The organism is Rhizobium sp. BK212 (assembly GCF_014197475.1).
Lineage (GTDB): Bacteria > Pseudomonadota > Alphaproteobacteria > Rhizobiales > Rhizobiaceae > Rhizobium > Rhizobium anhuiense.
The window spans coordinates 509,578-532,267 of sequence record NZ_JACIFS010000004.1 but is presented as its reverse complement, the minus strand read 5'-3'; the positions used below and the strand labels follow the sequence as shown (position 1 = coordinate 532,267).

Genomic DNA, 22,690 nt, shown 5'->3' with positions numbered 1-22,690 from the left:
CTCGCGTTCCTTAAGGATGCCGCTACATCGTTCAGCTTGAGGAAAGTCTAATTGACTAACTTCTTATGAATGGTGCGCTCCGGTTCGCGCAAAGGCGCGGGCAGCAGACGGAAAAGCCAAAGATCGAGCTCTGACGAGGGGTCGAGCAGTCGAAGCGAGCAAGAAGATGAACGGATCGCGATCAAATCCTTCCCGACAGTCCGACAGGACCTCGCTCGATGCGCTGAACCGCACGATCGAAGGGCTGGAGGCGCGCATCGAGGGGCTGATGGGCAGCACCGGGCGCGAACAGCGGCCGCGCACGGCAACGCCCGAGCGCGATCCCTATGCCGGCTCCTATGCTCCGCGGCCCGCAAAGGCCCCGCCCGAGCCGCGGCCAGATCCGCTCGCCGAAATCCGCCAGCGCCAGCGCGCCCTCGAAGCCGGCCGCGAGCGGCCCTACACACGCGAGCAGGCCCCGCTCTCACGTGAACCCGCCCCACGCGCCGCCCCAGTGCCGGCGCCCGCCTTCCGCGCCGGTGACGACACGATGACGGAGATCGCCCAGGCGCTCGTCAATCTGCGGCAGGACCTGAAGCGCGACATTTCCGAGGGTGTCACCCGCGAGATGAATACGCTGCGCGCCGAGCTGCGCGAGATCAAGGAAAATGCCGGGGACAGCCGTTTCGCCGACGACATGCGCGCCGATATGGGCCGCCTTGCCCAGAGCATCACCCAGCTGACCGGCCGCTCGAGCGGCCCGGAGGCCGCCGGCCTGCGCGAGGATTTCGAGGAGCTGCGCTCGCTGATGGACGGGCTGGCGCGCGAGGATTCGCTGCGCCATATGGAAAACCGCTGGGACGGCGTCGAGAGCCGGCTTGCGGCACTCGATACCGAGGGGCTGCAGGAAGAGCTGGTTTCGCTGGCCTACCGGCTCGACGACATCAAGCGCCACATCGGCGGCATGGGCGAAAGCCCGGCCGTGCGGGCGCTGGAAGACAAGCTCATCTCCATCGCCACGGCGATGGAGCATTTCGGCAACATGATCCAGCCGCACGACCGGGTCATGTCCGAACAGTTCGCTGCCATGGACATGCGGCTCGACGAGATCAGCCGGGCGATCGCGGCCAGCGGACGCGCGGCTGCCGCGAACGATCCGGCGCTGATGCAGCGGCTGGAAAGCCGGCTTTCGGCGCTCGCCGATCAGATCGACCTGATGAGCCATGATGCGGCCAGCCGTGCAACGCCGGCCGACGAGCTGGCGATGCGGCTGGAGGCGCTGACCGGACGCGTCGAGGAGTTGGCGAATGCGGAAGCGACGTCGCGGCTCGACGAACGGCTGGAACATCTTTCCTATCTGCTGGAGCGCACGCAGAAGGCTGCGCCCCAGCCCGACCTCACCGGCACGCTGTCGGACATTTCCCGCAAGATCGACGCGCTTGAGAACGGCGCCGTCAACGATGTGCTGGCGCAGCGGCTCGACTATCTCGCCCGGCGTATCGACGAGATGGCGCATCAGCAGCAAGTGCCGGTGCCGGCCGCTGCGGTCGACGACGGCGCCTTCCGGCGCCTCGAAGGACGACTGAGCGACATCGCCGCCCGGCTGGAAGAGAGCACATCCGCAGCGCCGACCGATCCGCGGGCGCTGAAGAACCTCGAAGACCAGATCGCCCATCTTTCAGCGCTGATGAGCGAGCCGCGCGAAAGCGCTGCGATGCCCGCCGAATTCGACCGTCGCATGGGCGCGATCGAAGACTATATGGCGACGAGCGACGAATATATCATCGAAGCCGCACGCCAGGCGGCCGAAGCCGTCGTCGAAGCCTATTCGCGCCATGGCGGCCCGCAGGGCGCCGTGGCACCCGCCGACATGTCGGCGCTGACGGCACTTGCCGAAGATCTGCGCCACCTCGAAGATCTCAGCCGCGACAGCGAGGAGCGCACGCACAAGACTTTCAAGGCTTTGCACGAGACGCTGGTCCATATCGCCGACCGCCTCGACGGCATGGAAGAGCGCGGGCGGCCGCTCGCCCAGATGCCGGTGGCCGAGGTCGATTTCGATGTCGATCCCTACGCGCTGATGGTGGCCGAAGCGGAGATGAACAGGGCGGCGGAGACAGCCGCAACGCTGAAGGCCTCTCCGGTGATCCGTACGGCCGAGGTCGCAGCCGAACCTGCCGCCCCGGCTCAAACCAGCGCCATGAGCGGAACGAGCGTGATCGCCATCGAAGCCGCGACCCGGACGACGGAGGCTGCGGCAGCGGCTCCGGCGCCGTCAAAGGTCAGCCTGCTCGCCAGCCTCGGCAAGCGGCTGCTGCCGGCCAAGAAAACCGAGAGCCGGGCGAGCGAACGCCCGATGATCGACCCCGCGCCGTCGATCGACCCCGCCGACGTGGTGCCGACGGATGCGGCAAACGAACTGCTCGAGCCGGGCTCGGGCACACCTGACGTGAAGAAGATCCTGGAACGGGTTCGCGCCAGCCAGAGTGCGGCGCGCGGCAAACCTGCCGGCGAAACCGACCGAGCCGATTATATCGCCGCCGCCCGCCGTGCGGCGCAGGCGGCCGCGATGGAGGTGGACGCCAATCCGAAGCAGGCCGCCGTCAAGCCCGAGAAGAAAGGCGCGACCGCCGGCAAGGCTGGCAAGACGGCTGACAAGACGGGCAAGACCAGCGCCTTTTCGCGCTACCGGCGGCCGATCCTGCTGGCGGTCGGCGCGGTGCTGCTCGCTATCATGGCCTTTCCGCTTGCCCGGACGCTGACGAGCGGCGAGAACGCACCGCAGGCGCCAGCCGAAGTCTCGGCGCTGAGCGGGGCTACGGAAAACCCGTCGCCTGCTGTGCCGGAAGCGATACCCGCCCAGCCGGACGCCGCAGCCATCGGAACGACCGCGCCGGCAGCGGAGGCTACGCCTCCCGCTGGCGAACAGGCGCAGCCGGAAGCGGCCCCGCCGGTTGCCGGCGAGCATCTGACCGACGCAGCACCGCTCGACGGCGAAGGGGCTGCGACGTTTGCCCCCCCTGCTCCATCCGGCGCGGCACAGGAGACATCGGGCTTCGTTCCCGCACCTGCACCGCAGGCCGCCATCACCATTCCCGACACCGTCCAGCCGAAATCGCTGGCCGATGCGGCAAGCGGCGGCGATGCGCTGGCGCTGTTCGAGATCGGCGCGCGTTATTCGGACGGCCGCAACGGCATGACGGTCGATCAGAAGCAGGCGGCAAGCTGGTATCAGCTTTCGGCCGACAAGGGCTTTGCGCCTGCTGAGTACCGGCTCGGCAGCATGTACGAGAAGGGCAACGGCGTCGAGCGCGACATCGCCAAGGCGAAGGGCTTCTACGAGCAGGCGGCAAACCAGGGCAATGCCAGCGCCATGCACAATCTCGCCGTCCTCTACGCCTCCGGCGCACTCGGCCAGCAGGATTATGCGACGGCCGCCTCGTGGTTCACCAAGGCTGCGAATCTCGGCATCACCGACAGCCAGTTCAACCTGGCGATCCTCTGCGCCAGGGGCAACGGGGTGCCGGCGGATCTCGAAGAATCCTACAAGTGGTTTGCGATTGCCGCCAAGGCCGGCGACAAGGATGCGGCGCAGAAGCGCGACGAAGTGGCCAACGCCATGAAGCCCGATCAGCTCGAACGGGCGCGCGCCAAGGCCGATCTGTGGAAGCCGGAGCCGCTCGACCACCGCACCAACGCCATCGACATCCCCGACGAATGGGCCGGCACCGGCGCCAAGACGGCGACCGTCGACATGAAGAAGGCAATCCGCAACATCCAGGCGATCCTCAACAATAACGGCTTCGACGCCGGCGCGCCGGACGGCGAAATGGGCGCGAAGACCGTGACCGCGATCAAGAACTTCCAGAAGTCGGTCGGCCAGGAGCCGGACGGCAAGGTGACCGACGCAACCGTGAAGGCGCTGCTCGAACGCAACAAGCAGGGCAGCAAGGCAATCTAAGCGCGTCGCATCGACGCGGGATCGTCTCATATCTCAGCTTTGGGCAATCTGAAGGGCCTGGCGGACTATGCCGCAAGGCTTCTTCCAATTTTTCCGCCGCCTGTCACAAAACCTGAAAAAAGCCGGATTATGCCCGGACATATCGATCCGCGCATCCGGCGAATCCTCTGCCGCCGATCTCTTCGCCAATCAGGCCCGATCGAAAGCCTCTGGCAACGATTTCACAGTATGGTGCGCATTCGAACGGGGACGTGACAGAAACCGCCCGGCAGGAGCGGTCATCATTCGGGGTCAGCTGTGACAATCTATCTGCCCATCGCAGAATTGTCGGTGAACATCTTCATCATTCTCGGCATGGGGGCGGCCGTCGGATTCCTGTCTGGAATGTTCGGCGTCGGCGGCGGCTTTCTCATCACGCCGCTGCTGATCTTCTACAACATTCCCCCTGTCGTCGCGGTCGCGACCGGCGCCAACCAGGTGGTGGCGTCGTCGATCTCGGGCGCGATCACCCATTTCCGGCGCGGCACGCTCGACGTCAAGCTCGGCACGGTGCTGCTGCTGGGCGGCCTATCGGGCGCCACGGTCGGCATCTGGATCTTCTCGCTTTTGCGCCGGGTCGGTCAGCTCGATCTCATCATCTCGCTGATGTACGTCATCTTCCTCGGCACCGTCGGCGGACTGATGCTGCTCGAAAGCATCAATGCGATGCGGCGGGCAGCGCGCAACGAGCCGCCGGCGCCGCGCAAACCCGGCCACCAGCACTGGGTGCACAAACTGCCGCTCAAGGTTCGTTTCAAGAAATCGAAGATCTATCTGAGCGTCATTCCGGTCGTCACGCTCGGCTTTGCGATCGGCATCCTCACCTCGATCATGGGTGTCGGCGGCGGCTTCATCATGGTGCCGGCGATGATCTACCTGCTGCGCATCCCGACCAATGTCGTCGTCGGCACCTCGCTGTTCCAGATCATCTTCGTCACCGCCTATACGACGATCGTGCAGGCGGCGACGAACTTCTCCGTCGACATCGTGCTCGCCTTCATCCTGATGGTGGCGGGTGTCATCGGCGCGCAATACGGCGTGCGGGTCGGCCAGAAGCTGCGCGGCGAACAGCTGCGCGCCCTGCTCGGACTGCTGGTGCTCGCCGTCGGCCTGCGTCTGGCGGTCGCGCTGGTGGTGACGCCGGCCGACGTCTATTCGGTGGTCATGGGAGCGGGCAACTGATGCGCCTGCTGGCTTTCATCATCGCACTGTTTTGCCTGCTGCCGGCGACTGCCGGAGCGCAATGGCTGCCGGGCCAGGCGACGGAAGCGGTGCGTGAAGGGTTGGAAATCGGCACCTCAACCAGCGAAATCGCCATCACTTCGGATTTCCACGGCGCCGACCTGACAATCTTCGGGGCGCTCTCGAACACCGACCAGCTGCTGCTCGCCATCGGCCAGTATGACGTGGTCGTGGTGCTGGAAGGCCCGCGCGAGGATGCGACGGTGCGCAGGAAGGAACGGGTCTTCGGCATCTGGGTGAATACACGCTCGATGACCTTCGAGGCAGTGCCGCATTCCTATTCGATGTCGAGCTCGCGCATGACCGACGATCTGACGACGCCGCTCGAGCTGACCGATCAAGGGATCGGCATCGATCATATTCCGCTGACGCCGGTCGGCTTCGTCGGCGACGGCAGCAATCTCGGCGAATTCCGCGACGCCTTCCGGCGGCTGCAACAGGGCGGCGGCCTCTATGACCGGAACACCAGCGGCGTGCGGTTCGTTTCCTCCAACCTCTTCAAGGCGAGCCTGCGCCTGCCGGCCAACATTCCGAACGGGGTGCACACGGTGCGCGCCTATCTGTTCAAGAGCGGCCTTTTCGTGACCGACAAATCGCTGCCGCTCAGGGTCATCAAGACCGGTATCGAACAGACGATCACAGATGCGGCGCACAATCAGCCGATCCTTTACGGCTGCGCGGCCGTGGCTCTCGCCGTCATCACCGGCTGGGGCGCCAGCCTGATCTTCCGTAAGGACTGATCCGCCGCAGGGCGTTCAAGATTTCTCCCCGAAAACAGGCTCGGCAAAGCGCCGAGCACGACGGCCTGCGGGCAGCAGCAGCCTGCCCGGATATTCCATTCCAAAAACCGCTTGCATTTCGCTATCAGTCATCTTAGTTTTCAACCAGTTGTCAAACGCAACTGGTTTTGAGCAATCCAGAAGGAGGATGGAAATGAGAAAGCTTGTTGTCTGGAACCTGATGACGCTCGACGGTTATTTCGAAGGCACGAAGCCTTGGGATATCGACTTCCACAATCTCGCCTGGGGACCTGAGCTGCAGCGCTATGCCGAACAGTTCGGCAGGGAGGGCGATCTGCTGGTCTTTGGCCGCAAGACCTATGAGGGCATGGCTTCCTACTGGCCGACCGCCGAGGGCGAAGGTGAGATCAAAGCCTATATGAACGGTATCGCCAAAATCGCCGTATCGCGGACGATGACCGAGCCCGGCTGGAACAATGCCCGCATCGTCAGCGACCCAATCCCGGAATTGACGAAGCTGAAGCAGGAGGACGGCAAGACGATCTTCATCTTCGGCAGCGCCGAGCTTGCCGACAGCCTGCTGAAAGCCGGCCTCATCGATGAAATCAGGGTCTGCGTCGTGCCTGTTATCCTCGGCAGCGGCAACCCGCTTTTCAAATCTGCGGAAGGCCAGGTGCCGCTGAAGCTGATCGAATCCTCGACGACGGAAGGCGGCGCGGTGATCCTGCGCTACGAGCCCGTCAAAGCGTAGCGGGCGCCTGTCCTTAGGCCTCCCGGCGATCAGGCCAGCATCCCCCTGGCCGCCCGGGAAAGCATCCGGGAAACTTCGTATTCGACTAAAAACCGGTCTTTAACATTTACGAGTTAGTAATCTCTCGGAAACGAGAGGTTTTGTTATGCGTACTCGTATCGTTCTGACAGCCGTCGGGCTGGCGCTGCTTGCCGGCTGCGCGACGGCGCCCAAACAGACGCGGAACATCTGCGCCGTCTTCGACGAGCGCGACGGGCTCTTCACCAGCTGGCAGCGTGCCGCCGAGCGGACGGAAAAGAAATACGGCGTGCCGGTGCCGATCCTGATGGCGACGATGTATACCGAATCCGGCTTCCAACCCTATGCGCGGCCGCCGCGCACCAAGCTATTCGGCTTCATTCCCTGGACCCGGCCGTCGACGGCCTACGGTTATTCGCAGGCGTTGGACGGGACCTGGGATCACTATCAGTCGCAGACGGGGAACTGGGCCGCGCGCCGGACAAACTTTTCCGACGCGATCGATTTCATCGGCTGGTATCACTACCAGAACAGCGTGGAGACCGGCATTCCGCTGAACGATGCCTATAATCTCTATCTCGCCTATTATTCCGGTCCGACCGGATATAAGCGCGGCGACTGGCGCTCGAACGGGCAATTACAGCAGACGGCGCAGAGGTTCGCGCGGATGGCGGGGACGTATCAGCAGCAGCTGCGGGAGTGTGATTGATTTAAGGGTGTGCAGAGGGGTACGCGGCACATCGGGTCGTAGCGCTACCCCCGCAAATTTCCATACCGCACCGAGTAGATCCGGTCCCTGCCGAGCAGATGCGCGATCAGCGATCCCCTGTCGAAAAGACCGTGCATCGCCTGATGGCCGAGGTCGAGGCCGCCGCTCATGACGCCGAAGGCCGGCATGAGGAGGCGGGCGCCGTCGGTGGCAAAGCAGGGGCGGCGGACGGATTTGTCGCGGCGGCGGACCGTGGCCGACGGGTGCAGGTGGCCCGATATTTCGCCCTTCTGCAAGCCGTTCCTCGGCTCGTGGCGGAAGGTCAGGCCGGCATAATGCATCTCGTCGGTGGAAGCGCCCGGCAGATCGACGATACCGTCCGGATCATGGTTGCCGTTGATCCAGATCCATTCGCGGCCGCGCGCCATTTCGACGATCAGCGCCCGGAAATTCTCCGGCAGATGCTTTGAGCCGATACGGTCGTGGAAATTATCGCCGAGCGAGACGACGAGCTTCGGATCGTAACGCGAGATGACGGCGGCAAGGACGGTCAGCGTCGCCAGCGTATCATAAGGCGGCAGCATCATGCCGCGGCGGGCAAAGGCCGCACCCTTTTCCAGATGCAGGTCGGAGACGACGAGCAGGCCGGCATCCGGCAGATAGAGAGCGCCGAGCGGATCGCAGACGGCGGCAATGCCATGGACCGACGTCTCGACGCCCGGCACCGTGGCCAATCCCGATATGTCGCGCGCCAGCGCCAGGCGGTTCATCACTTCTGTTATTCCCAAATACCGTCGTCAGGCTCAAGCCTCGTCAAGCAAGCGCTTCGGCGATCAGATCGTCCGCCGCTTCGGCGAGCAGCACATCATGGGCCTCGCCCGGCACCGCCTCGCGTCCGATTTCCAGCATCACCGGCACGGCGAGCGGGGAAATATGGTCGAGGGCGCGGTGGGTGATGTGGCCCCTGATTCGCCTCAGCATATCGCCAAGACGGCCAATATCCAAAAGTCCCGTCGCCGCATCCTGCCGCGTCGCCTGCAAGAGGATGTGATCCGGCTCGTGGCTGCGCAGCACGTCATAGATCAGATCGGCGGAGACGGTGATCTGGCGGCCGCTCTTTTCCTTGCCCGGATGGCGGCGTTCGATCAAGCCCGCAATCACGGCGCAATTGCGGAAGGTGCGTTTCAACAGGAAGGATTCGTCGAGCCAGGCTTCGAGATCGTCGCCGAGCATATCTTCATCGAAGAGGTCGGAGAGGCTGAGCCGGCCATTGCCGATCATCAGTCCCATATCCTCGAGCCCCCAGATCGCCAGCGAATAATCGGTGGCGACGAAGCCGAGCGGCTTGGCGCCGGCCCGCTCCAGCCGGCGGGTGAGCAGCATGCCGAGCGTCTGGTGGGCGAGACGGCCTTCGAAGGGATAAGCGACCATGTAGCCGCGGCTGCCGCGCGGGAAGGTTTCAATCAGGAACTCGTCGCGCTTCGGCAGCATCGACTTGTCGTTCTGTAAGGACAGCCAGTCGCGCACCTGATCCGGCAGGCGCTGCCATCGGTCGGGATCGGCGATCATCGCCCGCACCTGCTCGGCGAGATAGGTCGACAGCGGAAACTTGCCACCATTGTAGGAGGGGATCTTCGGATCGAGCGAAAAGGCCTGCGACGCCAGGCACTCGTTTTCACGGATGCCCTCGAATCGCAGCACCTTGCCGGAGAAGACGAACGTATCGCCCGGCGACATCTGCTCGAGGAAATATTCCTCGACCTTGCCCAGCGTGGCGCCGCCACGGCCGATCCTGCCGCCCTCGCCGCGCTTGACCATGCGGATATTCAGCATCGGGCTCTCGACGATGGTGCCGAGGTTGAGGCGGTATTGCTGGGCGACCGCAGGATTGGAGACGCGCCAGCGGCCCTCCTTGGTCTTGCGGATGCGGGCATAACGCTCGTAGGTCCGGAGCGCATAACCGCCGGTCGCGACGAAATCGACGATGCGCTCGAAGGTCTCCCAGCTGAGATCGGCATAGGGCGAGGCGCTGGTGACCTCGTCGTAGAGTTCCAGCATGTCGAAGGGTTCGGCGCAGGCCATGCCGAGCACGTGCTGGGCGAGCACGTCGAGCGCGCCGCGGCCGACGGGCGGGGTGTCCTGGGCGCCGATATAATTGGCGTCGAGGGCGGCCTGGCACTCCATGACCTCGAACCGGTTGGCCGGCACCAGGATCGCCTTCGAGGGTTCGTCCATGCGGTGATTGGCGCGGCCGATGCGCTGGGCAAGACGTGAGGCGCCCTTCGGCGCGCCGACATGGATGACCAGATCGACATCGCCCCAGTCAATGCCGAGATCGAGGGTGGAGGTGGCAACGACGGCGCGCAGCCGGTTTTCGGCCATCGCCGCCTCGACCTTGCGGCGCTGGCCGACATCGAGCGAGCCGTGATGGAGCGCGATCGGCAGGTTGTCGTCATTGATCGTCCAGAGCGCCTGAAACAGCATTTCGGCCTGGCTGCGGGTGTTGACGAAAAGCAGCGTCGTCTTGTGTTCGAGGAGCTTGTTGTAGACGTCGGGAATGGCATACCGGGCGGAATGGCCGGCCCAGGGAATGCGCTCCTCGGTCGACAGGATCGCGATATCGGGCTTGGCGCCGCCTTCGACGACGACGAGGCCGGCATGATGCTCCCTGCCCTCCTCCTGGCCGACCAGCCATTTCTGCAGGTCCATGGGCTCGGCGACGGTGGCCGAGAGGCCGATGGTCTTGAGGTCGGGGGCAAGGCGGCGGAGACGAGCCAGGCCGAGCGAGAGCATATGGCCGCGCTTGGAGGTAACGAGCGAATGCAACTCGTCGAGGATGATATATTTCAGGTCCTTGAAGAAGCGTTCGGCCTCGCGGTTGGCCAGCAGCAGGGCGACCTGTTCCGGCGTGGTCAGCAGAATATCCGGCGGGTTGAGTTTCTGGCGCTGGCGCTTTGCGTTCGGCGTGTCGCCGGTGCGGTTTTCTATCGTGACCGGCAGGCCCATCTCCGCGACCGGCTTCATCAGGTTGCGCTCGATATCGATGGCGAGCGCCTTCAGCGGCGAGACATAGAGCGTGTGGATGCCGGTGAAGGCGGAGCCGGGCGGGATCTTGCCGCGGCGGGTGAGATCGGTGAGCGAGGGCAGAAAACCGGCGAGCGTCTTGCCGGCGCCGGTCGGCGCAATCAGCAGCGTGCTTTCACCGGCCTCGGCGCGGGCGAGCAATTCCAGCTGATGGGCGCGCGGTCGCCAGCCCTTTTCCGCAAACCAGCGGGTAAAGGCGGCAGGCAGCAGGGCACGGGCTTCGGAATCGATCTGGTCCACGCCTGGAAGGTAGTGAAATGCCTGGGAAAAAGAAGAGCCGCAGGCCTTCACATGGCGATATAGCGGTCCTTGCGGTGGTTGATGGCAATCGTGAGGTTGAGAACGATCGCACCAAGCACGGAGCAGGCGATGATGAAGGGGGTGGCGACGAAGAAGGAAAGCGCCAGGATGATGCCGTCGAAGCCGAGCTGGACGAAGCCGGCGCGCCAGCCGAAGCGATCCTGGAGATAGAGAGCGAGAATGCCGATGCCGCCGAGGCTGGCGCGGTGGCGGAAGAGCGCCAGCATGCCGGCGCCGATGACGAGGCCGCCGAACAGCGCGCCGGCTATCGGATCGACATGGGCAATGGTGATGAAGCCCGAGACGAATTCGGACAGGACCGAGGTCAGCGCGATGGCGGCAAAGGTCTTGATGGTGAAGGCGAGACCCAAACGGCGGAAGGCAAGATAATAGAAGGGCAGGTTCACGACAAAGAAGCAGAGCCCGAAGCTGAAGCCGGTCGCATAATGGGCGAGGAAGGCCATGCCCGCCGTGCCGCCCGCAAGCAGCCCGGCGCCGGAGAGAAGCGTTACGCCGAGCACGGCAAGCATGCTGCCGGCGACGATGCCCTGGGCGTCGTCGAAGAGCGAATGACGATCGGCGCTGGAATTCAGAAGGCCTGCGAAAGCGTTGGATGCCATGTTGTTCCCCTGTCGGCTTTTCCGTCTTCTATCCGGGGTCAGGATAAAGGCAAGTGGCAAGCAGCAAGCGCGCCTCTTGACATCCGATATAATCGTGGATATTTTTTATCCACGAATTGAGGAGGCATCCTGCATGAAGATGAGCGACGGGGTCGAGCAGGCCATTCACAGCGTGGCGATGCTTTCCGGCCTCTCCGAAGGCGGCGTGCTTTCGGCGGCCGCGTTGGCGGAATTCCACGGCGTCTCGACGAGTTATCTGTTGAAGCATCTGCAGGCGCTGTCGGGCGCTGGCATCCTCGATACCGTGCCGGGGCCGAAAGGCGGATACAGGCTGGCAAAGGCGGCGAAAGAGATTTCGCTGCTCGACATCCTGCTTGCCGTCGAAGGACCGGCGCCGGCCTTCCGCTGCGCCGAAATCCGCCAGCGCGGACCGAACCCGGTCTCCGATCGGTTCTTTGCCCAACCCTGCACCATCAGTGCGGCGATGCTCAGAGCCGAACGGGTCTATCGGGCCGAACTTGCCAAGACCAGCATTGCCGATCTCGGCATCGAACTGAATGCCCTCGACGACGGATCGATCGCAGCCAGAGGCTGCGCTTTCCTCGAAATCCATGAACGCAAGACGGCTCGCTGAGCCACTCACACAGGAGAAAGACCATGCAACCACGTTTCAACTTCGCCAAAGCCGCTCCCGACGCCTACAAGGCGGTCGCCGCTCTCGAGCAATATGTCCAGTCCTCCGGGCTGGAGCGCCGCTTCATCCACCTGATCAAGCTGCGCGCCTCGCAGATCAACGGCTGCGCCTATTGCGTCGACATGCATGTGAAGGAAGCCCGCCATGACGGGCTCTCCGAACAATGGATCAATCTGATGTGCGTCTGGCGGGAATCCCCGGTCTATGACGCCCGCGAACGGGCGCTGCTCGGCTGGGTGGATTCCGTCACCAACATCGCCAAAACTGGCGCCCCGGATGGCGACTACGAGACGCTGAAGGCGCATTTCTCCGAGAAGGAGATGACTGAGATTACGGTGGCGATCGGCGCGATCAACATCTGGAACCGGCTTGCCGTCGGCTTCCGCTCGCAGCATCCGATTGATGCGGCAACGAAGGCTGCCTGAGATATTTGATGGAGGGGAAACATCCTCTGGCAACCGACCCGAAAACTCGGGTCGGTCGAATATCGGGTCACTCGTGATCCCGGGTGGCCCGTACGGCAACGGCGTCAAACCGATTGTCCGAGAGGTCGATGCTGTTGAACAGGTCTCGGACGACTTTCGCAATTTCCTCTGCGGAAGTGCCCTTGGCGTATTCTTCCTGCATACGGCGTCTCACAAGCTTTTCCAAATCTGACATAGTTCACCTCATCAAATCCGGCGCGGGAGGAGTGTTGCGCCGGGGCCGATCTGAGGCAAGTTACGATTTGTTTAGAATGGCTTACCGTTTTGTAAGGTTAGAGCGCGATGTAGCGATCGGCGCGGTGATTGATGGCGACGAAGAGGTTGAGGACGACGGCGCCGAGCACCGAATAGAAGACGACCGGCGGGGTGGTGACGAAGAAGGCAGCGGCGAGCACGCACATGTCGATGGCGAGCTGGACGAGGCCGGCGCGGATGCCGAAACGCTCCTGCAGATAGATGCCGAGAATGCCGACGCCGCCGAGACTGGCGCGGTGGCGATAAAGCGCCAGCAGGCCGAAGCCGAGCAGCAGGCCGCCGAGCAGGGCGGCCCAGGCCGGATGAATGCTCGAAATCGAAAAGAAGCGCGACTGCACATCGGCAATCACCGAGGTCAGGCCGATGGCGACGAAGGTCTTGATGGTGAAGGCCATGCCGAGGCGCTTCCACGAGAGATAGAAGAACGGCAGGTTGAGCAGGAAGAAGGCGAGGCCGAAATTGACGTCGAAGGCATAGTGCAGAAGGAAGGCCACACCGGCGGTGCTGCCGGTGAGAAGGCCGGCGCTGGCAAGCACGTAGAGGCCGAGCGCGGCAACCAGGCTGCCGGAGAATATGCCCTGCACATCCTCGATCGGGGTGTGGCGCGTCGCGCTCGTGTTCCAGACGCCAAGAGCATTGATGAGCTGTGTCATGTCGCCAATCTCCACGGCAGACGATGTTAAAAAACGCGCTGGGGAGACCCGGGCGCGACGGAATTTTGCATAATGAAAGAAGCCGGAGCGCCTCGGCGATAATTGCCGGGCATCTCTGATGATGCAGCGCAGTATCGGGTTTTTCGGTCTTTTGATCAAGCAGAATAGGTAAGCAATGCTGACCTATTAAAAAATCGCAAGAAATGTTCGCTCACGCTGGTTTGCGCGTAAGGAACAGAATGCCGGATAGCGGTTTTCCGCCATCTTTGCGAATGACCGACTTGACGGTCGCAAGGATTTGCAAGCCGTGACGGGCAAGAAGCGCCCTGACATAGCTTTCCGAATGGGCGTAACGCAGCGACGGAGCGAGATGGAAGCCCTCGCCGTCTCCCGCATCCTCGACGGAAAAGGCGATATCGGCGCCTGATGCCGCGAGTTCTCCGATGATGGCAAAGACGCTTTCGAGATTGCCGAGATACATCAGCACATCGGCCGCCGTCACCAGATCGGCGCGATGGCGGGCGGCATCGGCAAAGAGACCGGAGAGATCGGGTGCGAGCGAGAGGTCGGCCTGGGCGAGACTGTCATACACCTGTTTCTCGGCCGCCTTCACCAGCATGTTCTGCGAGAGGTCGAAGCCTTCCAGGCGGTCGACACGGCCACGGATCTCCGGGCCGAGCAGGCCGGTGCCGCAGCCGAGATCGACGGCGCGTTCGTAACGCCTGCCGGTGGAGGCGATCAGCGCTGCGAGCTTCTGCGGGACGCTGTAGTCGAGTTTTTCAACAAGGGCTGATTCGAAACGATCGGCATAGTCGTCGAAAAGGCGCTCGACATAGCGGCTTGGCGGCCGGTCGGGCGTGGCTACGTCGCCGAGAAGGGCGAGCTTCAGGGTTGCGCCGAAAATATCGTCGGGATCGAAGGCAAGCGTCCTGCGGTAGGCCTCGATCGCGGCATCCGCCCTGCCCGCCTTTTCCAGATAGGTGGCGAGGCGATACCAGCCGGCGGCCCAGGCCGGCACGAGTTCGAGCGCCTGTTCCATCAGTTCGGCCGCCGCGTCCGGCTCACCGCCTTCTTCGAGCATCCTGGCATAGTCGGCGCGGCGGTCGGCGATGACATCGCCGGAGGAAAGCTGGTGGTGCATCAACGGACCTATTGGTTGGCCCGCATTTGGCGGCGGCCACAAAAAAACTCAAGTCCTATTTCAGAGGCGAAGCGGCCAATTCCGGAAAGGGCTTGCGGGCTGAAGGCCGCGACCTTATTCCAAGGGCAAACAGGAGATGGCTTATGTCCGATCAGGCGAACAGGTTCCTCGGCGATTCAATCGGCCGCACAGTGATAAAGCTTATCGTGGTGTCGCTGATCGTCGGTTTCGTCATGACCGTCTTCGGCCTGACGCCGTGGAGCATCATCGACGGCGTGCGCGACTTCATCCTGGAAGTCTGGCACCGGGGCTTTTCGGCACTCGGGCGCGTCGGCGACTATCTGATCCTCGGCGCGACGATCGTCATCCCGCTCTTCGTCATCCTTCGTCTTTTCAGCTACCGCCGCTAACATGACATCCATCGATCTTTCCCGGCGCGGCCTGCTGCGCCTTTCCGGACTTGCGCTCGCCGCCGGCATCGCCGGCTGCACCACGACCCCGCGGATCGCCGGGACGCCGTCCGACGGCGAGGACGAGACGGCGCGGGTGCTGCCGCTCGTCAACCAGCTCAGGGCCAAAAACGGCCTGCCGCCGCTGGCCGTCGACCCGGCAGCGAGTACGGCTGCTCTCTTCCAGGCGAAGCGCATGGCGAGCGCCGGCAAGATGGCGCACCTCATGGGCATGACCGACAGTTTTGGCGCACGTGTGAAAGCCAGTGGTGTCCGGCTGCCGGCGGCAGAGAATATCGCCTCCGGCCAGCAGAGCGTCGATGCCGTGGTGACGGCCTGGATCAACTCGCCGCATCATCTGGAAAACATGCTTGGGCGTTATGACGGCCTCGGTGTCGCCGTCGCCCATAATCCCTCTTCCCGGAACCTGCCCTATTGGGCCATGGTGCTTTCCAGCTGAGGCGATTCCGCCTGCAGCAATTCAGGATGTTACAGCGTCCCTAGCGCCTCTCACCAGGACGCGCGGCGCTGTCGCGGCGAGGCAGGCATGGATAGCAGGATCGACGACAACAGGCTCGCTTTCGACGTGACCCACCGGCTGGTGCTGTCGATCGCCCTTCCGATGACGCTCGGCTTCATGACGACGCCGCTGCTCGGGCTGACCAACACCGCCGTGGTCGGCCGCATGGGCAATGCGGAGGCGCTGGCGGGGCTGGCGATCGGCGCGATGCTCTTCGATCTGATCCTCGGCAGCTTCAACTTCCTGCGCGCTTCGACAACAGGGCTGACGGCGCAGGCCTATGGCCGCCGGGATCAGCACGAACAGCAGGCGGTTTTCTCCAGGGCGATGATCTCGGCGCTCGGCTGCGGGCTGGCGCTGCTCTGTCTTTCGCCGCTGCTGATGGCGGCGGGCTTGACGCTGATGGGCGCGGAGGGGGCGATCGCCGAGGCGACCAGCACCTATTTCTCCATCCGCATGCTGGCGGCACCGGCGGCGCTGGCGAATTACGCCATCCTCGGCTTCGTGCTCGGACGCGGACAGGGCAATATCGGACTGCTGCTGCAGGCGATCATCAACGGCATCAACATCCTGCTTTCCATCTATCTCGGCCTGACCCTCGATTGGGGCGTGACGGGGGTCGCCTGGGGAACGATGGCGGGCGAAACCGTCGGCGCGCTTGCCGGGCTTGTCATCGTGCTGCGCGGCTTTAACAAGGCAGAGCGGCCGGCATGGGCGGAGATCGTTTCGCGGCATCGGCTGGCCGAGCTTTTCGCGCTCAACCGCGACATCCTGATCCGCACCTTCGTGCTGATCGGCGCCTTCACCATCATGACGCGGATCGGCACCAGCTTCGGCGCGGTGACGCTTGCCGCCAACGCCGTGGTGATGAATTTCTTCCTGCTGTCTGGCTACTATCTCGACGGGCTTGCCAATGCCGCCGAACAGATTATCGGCCGGGCGATCGGCGCGCGTTACCGGCCGGCCTTCGACCGCGGGCTGAGGCTGACGATCTTGTGGTCCTTCGGGCTGGCGGCGATCGGCTCCGCCTTCTTCTTCCTCGCCGGACCCTGGCTGATCTCGGTGCTGACGACTTCACCCGAGGTCCGGCAGGCCGCCGAAACCTATCTGCCCTGGGCGGCGGTGACGGGGCTGACCGGCGCGCTCGCCTTCCTGATGGACGGGGTCTTCATCGGCGCGACATGGTCGGCCGAGATGCGCAACCGGATGCTGATGTCCTTTGCCGGCTATCTGCTGATGCTGGCGGTCTTCGTGCCGCTCTTCGGCAATCATGGCCTGTGGCTGGCGATGAACGCCTTCCTGCTCTTCCGCGGCGTCTTCCTGGCGATGCTGGTCAAGCGGCGCGCCGATCAGACCTTCCGCGCCGCCCAATAATCCAGCCTGGTATCGCGCAGGTCGCGGATCGAGCCGGCCTTTTCGCGGTCCAGGAGTTTCGACAGGCCGCGGACGATATCGCCGGCGAGGCCCGGGCCTTCATAGACCATGCAGGAATAGAGCTGGACGAGATCGGCGCCGGCCCTGATCTTTTCCAGCGCGGTTTCGGCCGAGGAGACGCCGCCGACGCCGATGATCGGCAGATCAGGGCCGACGCGCTTGCGCATCCTGGCGAGCACCGCCGTCGACTTTTCGAACAGCGGCACGCCGGAAAGGCCGCCCGCCTCCTTCGCCTGGCGCTGATCCTTGAGCCCGTCGCGCGACAGCGTGGTGTTGGAAACGATCAGGCCATCCAGCGCATGCGAGAGTGCTTCGGCGGCGATATCATCCATGCCTTCCTCGGTCAGATCGGGGGCGATCTTCAGAAAGACCGGGATCTTCCGGCCTGTTGTCGCCGCCATCTCGTCGCGTGCCGCAAGCACGGATGACAGCAGCACCGCCAGGCTTTCGCGCCCCTGCAGGTCGCGCAGGCCGGGCGTGTTCGGCGAGGAGATGTTGGCGGTGAAATAGCGGGCGACGGAATAGAAGCGGCGGATGCCGGCGACATAATCGGCGACGCGATCCTCGCTGTCCTTGTTGGCGCCGATATTGACGCCGATCATGCCACCGCCCGTTAGCGCGGCGAGGCGCCCGAAGGCGGCATCATGGCCTTCATTGTTGAAACCGAGACGGTTGATGACGCCTTCATCCTCCACCAGGCGGAAGATGCGCGGCCGCGGATTGCCGGATTGCGGCTTCGGCGTCACCGTACCGATCTCGGTAAAGCCGAAGCCGAGCTTCAGCAGCGCCTCCGGGACCTCGGCATTCTTGTCGTAACCCGCGGCCATGCCGAGCGGGTTGTCGAAGGTAAGGCCTGCGACGGTCTGGCGCAGGCGCGGATCGGGCTTGAGCTGGCAGGCGGGCACGAGGCCGGATTTCAGCGCGGCGATCGACATGCCGTGTGCCGTTTCCGGATCGAACAGGAAGAGACCCTTTCGGGCGAGACGCTTGAAAGGATCGATCATGGCCTAAGCTCCGGGAAAATATGGGCGCCGGCTTCGTCGAGCGGCAGCGGCGCCTCCCAGAGCACGGCCGCCAGCGGCAGATCGGTGAAAAGATGCGGGAAGAGATCACCGCCGCGCGAAGGCTCGAAGACCAGCTTGTCACCGAAGCCGCTGCCATCGACCGCAATCAGCAGCAAGCCGGACTGGCCAGCGAAATGCAGGGCGGCGGTCTGCTTCACCTGGGCTGCCGTCGAGAAATGGATGAAGCCATCCGTGAGATCGATGCCGGCGCCATGAAAAGTGCCGGTTTGTCTGGCTTGCTGCCAGAGCGTTTCCGTCACGATCTTGTAAAGGGTCGGTGTCAGGGTCATCATGGCCTCGCGACTGCTGGTCCTTGGTCACGAGGCTTTGCCGGAAAGAGGCGGCGATGTCCACGCCCCGGCGCGAAAAACGGGACCGCTGGAACAGAATTAGAGCATGATGTCGTCCGAAAACCGCGCACACTTTTCGGCATCATGCTCCAGTAGCAAAATCCGGAGGATGAGACGATGAAGGTTTTGGTTCTGACACTTGGCGTTTTTCTCCTGCCGTTGGCGGCCTCGGCGGCTGAAACCGATGCCGGCCGCTTCCAGCTGGAGAAGAGCGGCGATCATTTTGTCCGTCTCGACCGGCAGACCGGCGCCATGTCGATTTGCCAGGACAAGGACGGCGCCCTCGTCTGCCGGATGGCGGCCGACGAGCGGGCGGCCTATGAGGACGAACTCGACAGGCTGGCAAAGCGGGTGACGGCGCTCGAACAGGGCAATGTCGCCCAGCGCGCGCTGCCGAGCGACGCCGAGGTCGAGCGTTCGATCAGCATCATGGAGCGGATGATGAAGAGTTTCATGGGGATGGTGAAGGAGTTCCAGGCTGAGGAAAACACCAATCCCCTTCCGCAGAAGACCTGATCTGATATAGTCATATACCAGCAAGCCAGCATGCAACGCGGAGGGACGGCGTCGCATGGGGGCATGATCGGGCTCTTGGGAGGGAGTTTTCGATGCAGGAACAAACCATCATCATTGCCGACGATCATCCGCTTTTCCGCGACGCACTGCGCCAGGCGGTGATCGGCATGGAAGGCCGGCAGGCGATCGTCGAGGCCGGCGATTTCGCGGCCGCACGCCGGGCCGCCGGCGCCCATGCGGATGCCGACCTGATGCTGCTCGACCTCGCCATGCCCGGCGTCAGCGGCTTTTCCGGGCTGATGGCATTGCGCTCGGAATTCGCCAGCCTGCCGATCGTCATCGTCTCGGCCACCGACGATGCGACGACGATCCGCCGGGCGCTGGAGCTCGGGGCTTCCGGCTTCATTTCGAAATCCTCCGGCATCGACGATATCCGCCGCAGCATCCAGACGGTGCTTGCCGGCGACATCGCCACGCCGGAAAGCTACCGTGACGGGCAGGAGCAGGATCCCGATGTCGCCGACCTGATCCACCGTCTGCATACGCTGACGCCGCAGCAGAGCCGGGTGCTGACCATGCTCGGCGAAGGGCTGCTGAACAAGCAGATCGCCTATGAACTCGGCGTCTCCGAGGCGACGATCAAGGCGCATGTCTCGGCGATCCTGCTGAAACTCGATGTCGACAGCCGGACGCAGGCCGTGATTCAGCTCGGCAAGATCAATATGGCGATGGTTGCCTGAACGTGGCACGCCTGATGTGACAGGATTTTATTCCTCCTGATCTTTACTCGGGCCGGCCGGTCGGTTAACATTCCGCCCGGTTGAAGCGCGCCGCTGAATCAGCCGCGCAGGGATCGGGCGCATATGCTGTCACACGACCAGATTTGGGAAGCGATCGACAGGCTTGCCGAACGGCGCGAGCTGACGCCATCCGGTCTTGCGCGCCGCGCCGGGCTCGACCCGACCTCGTTCAACAAGTCGAAACGGCTTTCCGCCGACGGGCGCTTGCGCTGGCCTTCGACGGAATCGATCGCCAAGGTGCTCGACGCGACAGGGGCGAGCATGGAGGAGTTTCTTGCCTTCATGCGACCGGACGGCGGGCCGAGACATCCGGCCGGACAGTCTGACGGCGCGTTTCCGCAGCAAGGCAGCTCCATTCCACTGCTCGGCTTCGCGCAGGCCGGCGCCGGCGGCTTCTTCGACGACGGCGGTTTTCCGGCCGGCCAGGGCTGGGACGTGGTGGAATTTCCGGCAGCCCCGGCACAGAAGGCGGGCGTCTATGCGCTGGAGGTGCAGGGCGAGAGCATGATGCCCCTTTACCGCGACGGCGACGTGCTGATCGTCGAGCCGGGCGCCCAGGTGCGCCGCAACGACCGCGTCGTCGTGCGCACAAACGAGGGCGAGGTGATGGCCAAGGTGCTGCTGCGGCAGAGCCCGCGGTCGATCGAACTGATGTCACTCAATCCCGAACATCCCAACCGCACCCTCGAGCTTTCCGACGTCGATTGGATCGCCCGCATCATCTGGGCCAGCCAATAGGAAGATATTCCATGCGCCCTGCCGCCATCTTCACAGGTCTCACAGGGATGGTGGTGGTGGCCGGCCTGCTGATGGCGGGCGAAGCAAGACTCCGCGGCGGCGCAGTCGGGGAAGAGACGACGTCCGCAGAGGAAACGGCAACCGCGGCGGAGGCTGCCCCCGCAGCCGGCAAAGCCGCTGCGATTTCGGACGATCAAGCCGAAATGATCGCCCGGTCAGCGGAACCGGCGGTTCCGCCCGCTCCGGATCCAGGCGGCGATGTCGCACCCAAACCCGCCAATATAGCGCAAAAAGCGGAGACGACGGCCGGGCAGGCGGCCGGCCCGGCCGCGAAAAAACCGATGGAGCTGGCGCGGCCGATGGTCGAAAATGCCGGCATGCTTTCCTTTGGCGAGCGGAAACTTCAGCTTACCGGCATCGTGCCGACGCCGGCCGACAGAATATGCGGGCCGGCGGGCCGGCAATGGCCCTGCGGCATGATGGCGAAGACGGCGCTGCGTCAGCTGCTGCGCAACCGCAGCGTCACTTGCGATCTCGAGACAGCGGAATGGAAGGAAACGGTGACGGCCGCCTGCCGGCTCGGCACCCAGGATCTCGGCTCATGGCTTGCCGAAAATGGCTGGGCGGAAGCGGCGGCGGGGTCGCCGCTTGCGGGGATCGCCGAGACGGCCAAGCAGGCGGGAAAAGGCGTCTATGGCGCCGATCCGCGCCGCAAATGACCGGCCGCCATGACAAGCGCGAACAGCCGCGGATATGGCCGATCTCTTGTAATGACGGCAACCAATTCCTAATCTGGGCAGATCGAAAAAGGAATCAGAGATGAACAAGCCGCTTTCCGCCCATGATGCGCTGATCTACGTGATGGTGATGGCATCCGCCGTCGACAGCACGATGAACGACAGGGAGATGACAAGGATCGGCCAGTTGATCGGGTTCCTGCCGGTTTTCCGGGATTTCGACGACGACAAGCTGATTTCGGTGGCGCGCGACTGCGCCGCGCTGCTGGCCGGGCCGGAAGGCCTCGACGTCGTGCTCGAAACCGTGCGCGACACCCTGCCGGTAAAGCTTTACGACACGGCCTATGCGCTGGCCGTCGAAGTGGCCTCCGCCGATCTTTCGGTCAAGGCGGAAGAATTGCGGCTGCTCAGCCTGCTGCGCGACCGGCTCGGTCTCGACAAGCTCACCTGCGCGGCGATCGAGCGCAGCGCGATTGCGCGCTTCCGCAAGGGCTGAGCGCGCGCAGTTCGGACCGCGGCGTCAATAGAGCCCGTAGGGGAAATACCGCAGATAGATTTCCTGAAGACGGCCGTTGCGCGACAGCGTGGCGAGCGCGTGGTCGATGGCCGCCGTCAGCACGCCATCCTTCTGCCGCAGCATGATCGTCATGCCCTCGCCGAGGAAATGTTCGGAGAGATAGGGACCGTCGAAAAGCGCGCAGCATTTGGCCGAAGCCGGCGAAGAAACCCAGAAGGAAAGCTGCAGCGCATCGGCGAAAGCGGCATCGACCTTGCGGTCCTTGAGCGCCGCCAGCAGGGCGTCCTTGGTGTCGAAGGCTTGCGCCTTGATCGCCGGGAAGAAGGCGGCCAGCATCGCCTCATGCACCGTCCCCCGGACGACACCGACCGGATGGCTGGAAAGGGCGGCAGCCGTCTTGCCGTCGAGCGGCACGGCGAGATTGCGCACGAAGCGCGCCGGCAGCATCAGATAGGGTCGGGAGAAGACGAATTGCCGGCGCAGCTCCGGCGTCACGGCAAGGCCGGCAATGACGGCATCGCCCTGCGAGGCGGCAAGCGCATCCTTGAGGTCGGCGAAGGGGATCGCCTGGATCTGGCACTTGTCCGAGATCTCCAGCTCGCTGCAGATTTCGCGGGCGAGGTCGACATTGAAGCCGGAGAGCTTGCCGTTCTGATCGGTGAAATTGAAGGGCGGGAAATCGACCGATGTCAGGAAGCGCAGGCGCACCAGCGAGGAGAGATCCGGTCTCGCAAGACGTTCGCGCGCATCGAAAAGCAGCGGCAGCGAGGGCGACGCCTGCTGGGCGGATGCGGCAAGGCTCGAAAAGAGCGCTGACAAGAACAGGCCGAACGCGAAGAAAACCTTCAGAGTCAGGGATGCCAGCTTGGATTGCGTCATCGTGATCTTGATCTC

General features: G+C 63.8%; 24 protein-coding genes. 15 read left to right on the top strand and 9 right to left on the bottom strand.

The window, feature by feature from the left end; genetic code table 11:
• The first annotated feature begins 166 nt into the window (after positions 1-166).
• The 5 genes from FHT79_RS17310 to FHT79_RS17290 all read left to right on the top strand — a co-directional run bounded on the left by FHT79_RS17310 (position 167) and on the right by FHT79_RS17290 (position 7,439).
• Complete coding sequence (locus FHT79_RS17310; RefSeq protein WP_183903773.1) at positions 167-3,940, top strand: peptidoglycan-binding protein; 3,774 nt, start codon at positions 167-169, stop codon at positions 3,938-3,940.
• A 297-nt stretch (positions 3,941-4,237) separates the two neighbouring features.
• Positions 4,238-5,161, top strand: coding sequence for a sulfite exporter TauE/SafE family protein (locus FHT79_RS17305; RefSeq protein ID WP_025570683.1), 924 nt, complete (start codon positions 4,238-4,240; stop codon positions 5,159-5,161).
• The gene (locus FHT79_RS17300; RefSeq protein ID WP_047617015.1) at positions 5,161-5,961 is read left to right on the top strand and encodes a TIGR02186 family protein; all 801 of its coding nucleotides are present in this window, start codon (positions 5,161-5,163) and stop codon (positions 5,959-5,961) included. The genes FHT79_RS17305 and FHT79_RS17300 overlap by 1 nt, the downstream gene beginning before the upstream one ends.
• Before the next feature lie 193 nt (positions 5,962-6,154).
• On the top strand, positions 6,155-6,712 hold the full coding sequence (locus tag FHT79_RS17295) for a dihydrofolate reductase family protein (RefSeq protein WP_183903772.1): 558 nt from the start codon (positions 6,155-6,157) through the stop codon (positions 6,710-6,712).
• A gap of 145 nt (positions 6,713-6,857) precedes the next feature.
• On the top strand, positions 6,858-7,439 hold the full coding sequence (locus FHT79_RS17290) for a transglycosylase SLT domain-containing protein (RefSeq protein ID WP_025570306.1): 582 nt from the start codon (positions 6,858-6,860) through the stop codon (positions 7,437-7,439).
• 44 nt (positions 7,440-7,483) lie between these two features.
• Here the strand turns inward: FHT79_RS17290 and pdeM are convergent, their stop codons facing one another.
• Genes pdeM through FHT79_RS17275 form a run of 3 tightly spaced genes read right to left on the bottom strand, consistent with a single transcriptional unit; the run spans position 7,484 to position 11,443 of the window.
• Positions 7,484-8,209, bottom strand: a complete 726-nt coding sequence (gene pdeM, locus FHT79_RS17285) for a ligase-associated DNA damage response endonuclease PdeM (protein ID WP_029875848.1) — start codon at positions 8,207-8,209, stop codon at positions 7,484-7,486.
• A 43-nt stretch (positions 8,210-8,252) separates the two neighbouring features.
• Positions 8,253-10,763 (bottom strand): ligase-associated DNA damage response DEXH box helicase, encoded by a 2,511-nt coding sequence (locus tag FHT79_RS17280; protein ID WP_097631417.1) that lies wholly within the window; start codon positions 10,761-10,763, stop codon positions 8,253-8,255.
• Positions 10,764-10,810: 47 nt separating this feature from the next.
• Positions 10,811-11,443 carry a YitT family protein gene (locus FHT79_RS17275; RefSeq protein ID WP_025570301.1) on the bottom strand — a complete coding sequence of 211 codons (633 nt, stop codon included), beginning with the start codon at positions 11,441-11,443 and terminating at the stop codon, positions 10,811-10,813.
• Positions 11,444-11,576: 133 nt separating this feature from the next.
• Between FHT79_RS17275 and FHT79_RS17270 the strand changes: the two genes are divergently transcribed.
• Positions 11,577-12,077 carry an Rrf2 family transcriptional regulator gene (locus FHT79_RS17270; RefSeq protein WP_028756098.1) on the top strand — a complete coding sequence of 167 codons (501 nt, stop codon included), beginning with the start codon at positions 11,577-11,579 and terminating at the stop codon, positions 12,075-12,077.
• A gap of 23 nt (positions 12,078-12,100) precedes the next feature.
• Positions 12,101-12,562, top strand: coding sequence for a carboxymuconolactone decarboxylase family protein (locus tag FHT79_RS17265; RefSeq protein WP_127430972.1), 462 nt, complete (start codon positions 12,101-12,103; stop codon positions 12,560-12,562).
• A 67-nt stretch (positions 12,563-12,629) separates the two neighbouring features.
• Here the strand turns inward: FHT79_RS17265 and FHT79_RS17260 are convergent, their stop codons facing one another.
• The 3 genes from FHT79_RS17260 to FHT79_RS17250 form a co-directional block, all read right to left on the bottom strand.
• Complete coding sequence (locus tag FHT79_RS17260) at positions 12,630-12,797, bottom strand: hypothetical protein (protein WP_155295742.1); 168 nt, start codon at positions 12,795-12,797, stop codon at positions 12,630-12,632.
• A gap of 97 nt (positions 12,798-12,894) precedes the next feature.
• On the bottom strand, positions 12,895-13,530 hold the full coding sequence (locus FHT79_RS17255; protein WP_047617264.1) for a YitT family protein: 636 nt from the start codon (positions 13,528-13,530) through the stop codon (positions 12,895-12,897).
• A 211-nt stretch (positions 13,531-13,741) separates the two neighbouring features.
• Positions 13,742-14,674, bottom strand: coding sequence for a methyltransferase domain-containing protein (locus FHT79_RS17250; protein WP_183903771.1), 933 nt, complete (start codon positions 14,672-14,674; stop codon positions 13,742-13,744).
• A gap of 140 nt (positions 14,675-14,814) precedes the next feature.
• Between FHT79_RS17250 and FHT79_RS17245 the strand changes: the two genes are divergently transcribed.
• The 3 genes from FHT79_RS17245 to FHT79_RS17235 all read left to right on the top strand — a co-directional run bounded on the left by FHT79_RS17245 (position 14,815) and on the right by FHT79_RS17235 (position 17,014).
• Positions 14,815-15,081, top strand: a complete 267-nt coding sequence (locus tag FHT79_RS17245) for a DUF6460 domain-containing protein (protein WP_028756102.1) — start codon at positions 14,815-14,817, stop codon at positions 15,079-15,081.
• Position 15,082: 1 nt separating this feature from the next.
• The gene (locus FHT79_RS17240; RefSeq protein WP_047617023.1) at positions 15,083-15,580 is read left to right on the top strand and encodes a CAP domain-containing protein; all 498 of its coding nucleotides are present in this window, start codon (positions 15,083-15,085) and stop codon (positions 15,578-15,580) included.
• 87 nt (positions 15,581-15,667) lie between these two features.
• The gene (locus FHT79_RS17235; protein WP_028756104.1) at positions 15,668-17,014 is read left to right on the top strand and encodes an MATE family efflux transporter; all 1,347 of its coding nucleotides are present in this window, start codon (positions 15,668-15,670) and stop codon (positions 17,012-17,014) included.
• On the opposite strand, the gene FHT79_RS17230 is transcribed toward FHT79_RS17235, so the two are convergent.
• Both FHT79_RS17230 and FHT79_RS17225 read right to left on the bottom strand, forming a co-directional pair.
• Complete coding sequence (locus FHT79_RS17230; protein WP_097594925.1) at positions 16,990-18,078, bottom strand: quinone-dependent dihydroorotate dehydrogenase; 1,089 nt, start codon at positions 18,076-18,078, stop codon at positions 16,990-16,992. The genes FHT79_RS17235 and FHT79_RS17230 overlap by 25 nt on opposite strands.
• On the bottom strand, positions 18,075-18,428 hold the full coding sequence (locus FHT79_RS17225; RefSeq protein ID WP_183903770.1) for a DUF952 domain-containing protein: 354 nt from the start codon (positions 18,426-18,428) through the stop codon (positions 18,075-18,077). The genes FHT79_RS17230 and FHT79_RS17225 overlap by 4 nt, the downstream gene beginning before the upstream one ends.
• A 177-nt stretch (positions 18,429-18,605) precedes the next feature.
• Between FHT79_RS17225 and FHT79_RS17220 the strand changes: the two genes are divergently transcribed.
• The 5 genes from FHT79_RS17220 (at position 18,606) to FHT79_RS17200 (ending at position 21,775) form a co-directional block, all read left to right on the top strand.
• Entirely contained in the window at positions 18,606-19,004 is a 399-nt protein-coding gene (locus tag FHT79_RS17220) for a hypothetical protein (protein ID WP_025570286.1), read from the top strand.
• Between the two features lie 92 nt (positions 19,005-19,096).
• The gene (locus FHT79_RS17215) at positions 19,097-19,744 is read left to right on the top strand and encodes a response regulator transcription factor (protein WP_097544954.1); all 648 of its coding nucleotides are present in this window, start codon (positions 19,097-19,099) and stop codon (positions 19,742-19,744) included.
• Positions 19,745-19,867: 123 nt separating this feature from the next.
• Positions 19,868-20,542, top strand: coding sequence for a helix-turn-helix transcriptional regulator (locus tag FHT79_RS17210; protein WP_183903769.1), 675 nt, complete (start codon positions 19,868-19,870; stop codon positions 20,540-20,542).
• An 11-nt stretch (positions 20,543-20,553) separates the two neighbouring features.
• The gene (locus FHT79_RS17205) at positions 20,554-21,261 is read left to right on the top strand and encodes a thermonuclease family protein (RefSeq protein ID WP_183903768.1); all 708 of its coding nucleotides are present in this window, start codon (positions 20,554-20,556) and stop codon (positions 21,259-21,261) included.
• Between the two features lie 100 nt (positions 21,262-21,361).
• Positions 21,362-21,775 carry a tellurite resistance TerB family protein gene (locus FHT79_RS17200; RefSeq protein ID WP_025570278.1) on the top strand — a complete coding sequence of 138 codons (414 nt, stop codon included), beginning with the start codon at positions 21,362-21,364 and terminating at the stop codon, positions 21,773-21,775.
• Between the two features lie 24 nt (positions 21,776-21,799).
• Here FHT79_RS17200 and FHT79_RS17195 read toward each other — a convergent pair whose 3' ends face one another.
• Positions 21,800-22,675, bottom strand: a complete 876-nt coding sequence (locus FHT79_RS17195) for a transporter substrate-binding domain-containing protein (RefSeq protein WP_025570276.1) — start codon at positions 22,673-22,675, stop codon at positions 21,800-21,802.
• Between the last annotated feature and the right edge of the window lie 15 nt (positions 22,676-22,690).

Coding starts and splice junctions, on each gene's coding strand:
- FHT79_RS17220 (WP_025570286.1), top strand. CDS start 18,606: ATGAAGGTTTTGGTTCTGACACTTGGCGTTTTTCTCCTGCCGTTGGCG.
- FHT79_RS17230 (WP_097594925.1), bottom strand. CDS start 18,078: ATGATCGATCCTTTCAAGCGTCTCGCCCGAAAGGGTCTCTTCCTGTTC.
- FHT79_RS17200 (WP_025570278.1), top strand. CDS start 21,362: ATGAACAAGCCGCTTTCCGCCCATGATGCGCTGATCTACGTGATGGTG.
- FHT79_RS17265 (WP_127430972.1), top strand. CDS start 12,101: ATGCAACCACGTTTCAACTTCGCCAAAGCCGCTCCCGACGCCTACAAG.
- FHT79_RS17290 (WP_025570306.1), top strand. CDS start 6,858: ATGCGTACTCGTATCGTTCTGACAGCCGTCGGGCTGGCGCTGCTTGCC.
- FHT79_RS17260 (WP_155295742.1), bottom strand. CDS start 12,797: ATGTCAGATTTGGAAAAGCTTGTGAGACGCCGTATGCAGGAAGAATAC.
- FHT79_RS17240 (WP_047617023.1), top strand. CDS start 15,083: ATGACATCCATCGATCTTTCCCGGCGCGGCCTGCTGCGCCTTTCCGGA.
- FHT79_RS17245 (WP_028756102.1), top strand. CDS start 14,815: ATGTCCGATCAGGCGAACAGGTTCCTCGGCGATTCAATCGGCCGCACA.
- FHT79_RS17270 (WP_028756098.1), top strand. CDS start 11,577: ATGAAGATGAGCGACGGGGTCGAGCAGGCCATTCACAGCGTGGCGATG.
- FHT79_RS17300 (WP_047617015.1), top strand. CDS start 5,161: ATGCGCCTGCTGGCTTTCATCATCGCACTGTTTTGCCTGCTGCCGGCG.
- pdeM (WP_029875848.1), bottom strand. CDS start 8,209: ATGAACCGCCTGGCGCTGGCGCGCGACATATCGGGATTGGCCACGGTG.
- FHT79_RS17225 (WP_183903770.1), bottom strand. CDS start 18,428: ATGACCCTGACACCGACCCTTTACAAGATCGTGACGGAAACGCTCTGG.
- FHT79_RS17205 (WP_183903768.1), top strand. CDS start 20,554: ATGCGCCCTGCCGCCATCTTCACAGGTCTCACAGGGATGGTGGTGGTG.
- FHT79_RS17275 (WP_025570301.1), bottom strand. CDS start 11,443: ATGGCATCCAACGCTTTCGCAGGCCTTCTGAATTCCAGCGCCGATCGT.
- FHT79_RS17195 (WP_025570276.1), bottom strand. CDS start 22,675: ATGACGCAATCCAAGCTGGCATCCCTGACTCTGAAGGTTTTCTTCGCG.
- FHT79_RS17215 (WP_097544954.1), top strand. CDS start 19,097: ATGCAGGAACAAACCATCATCATTGCCGACGATCATCCGCTTTTCCGC.
- FHT79_RS17235 (WP_028756104.1), top strand. CDS start 15,668: ATGGATAGCAGGATCGACGACAACAGGCTCGCTTTCGACGTGACCCAC.
- FHT79_RS17295 (WP_183903772.1), top strand. CDS start 6,155: ATGAGAAAGCTTGTTGTCTGGAACCTGATGACGCTCGACGGTTATTTC.
- FHT79_RS17310 (WP_183903773.1), top strand. CDS start 167: ATGAACGGATCGCGATCAAATCCTTCCCGACAGTCCGACAGGACCTCG.
- FHT79_RS17210 (WP_183903769.1), top strand. CDS start 19,868: ATGCTGTCACACGACCAGATTTGGGAAGCGATCGACAGGCTTGCCGAA.
- FHT79_RS17255 (WP_047617264.1), bottom strand. CDS start 13,530: ATGACACAGCTCATCAATGCTCTTGGCGTCTGGAACACGAGCGCGACG.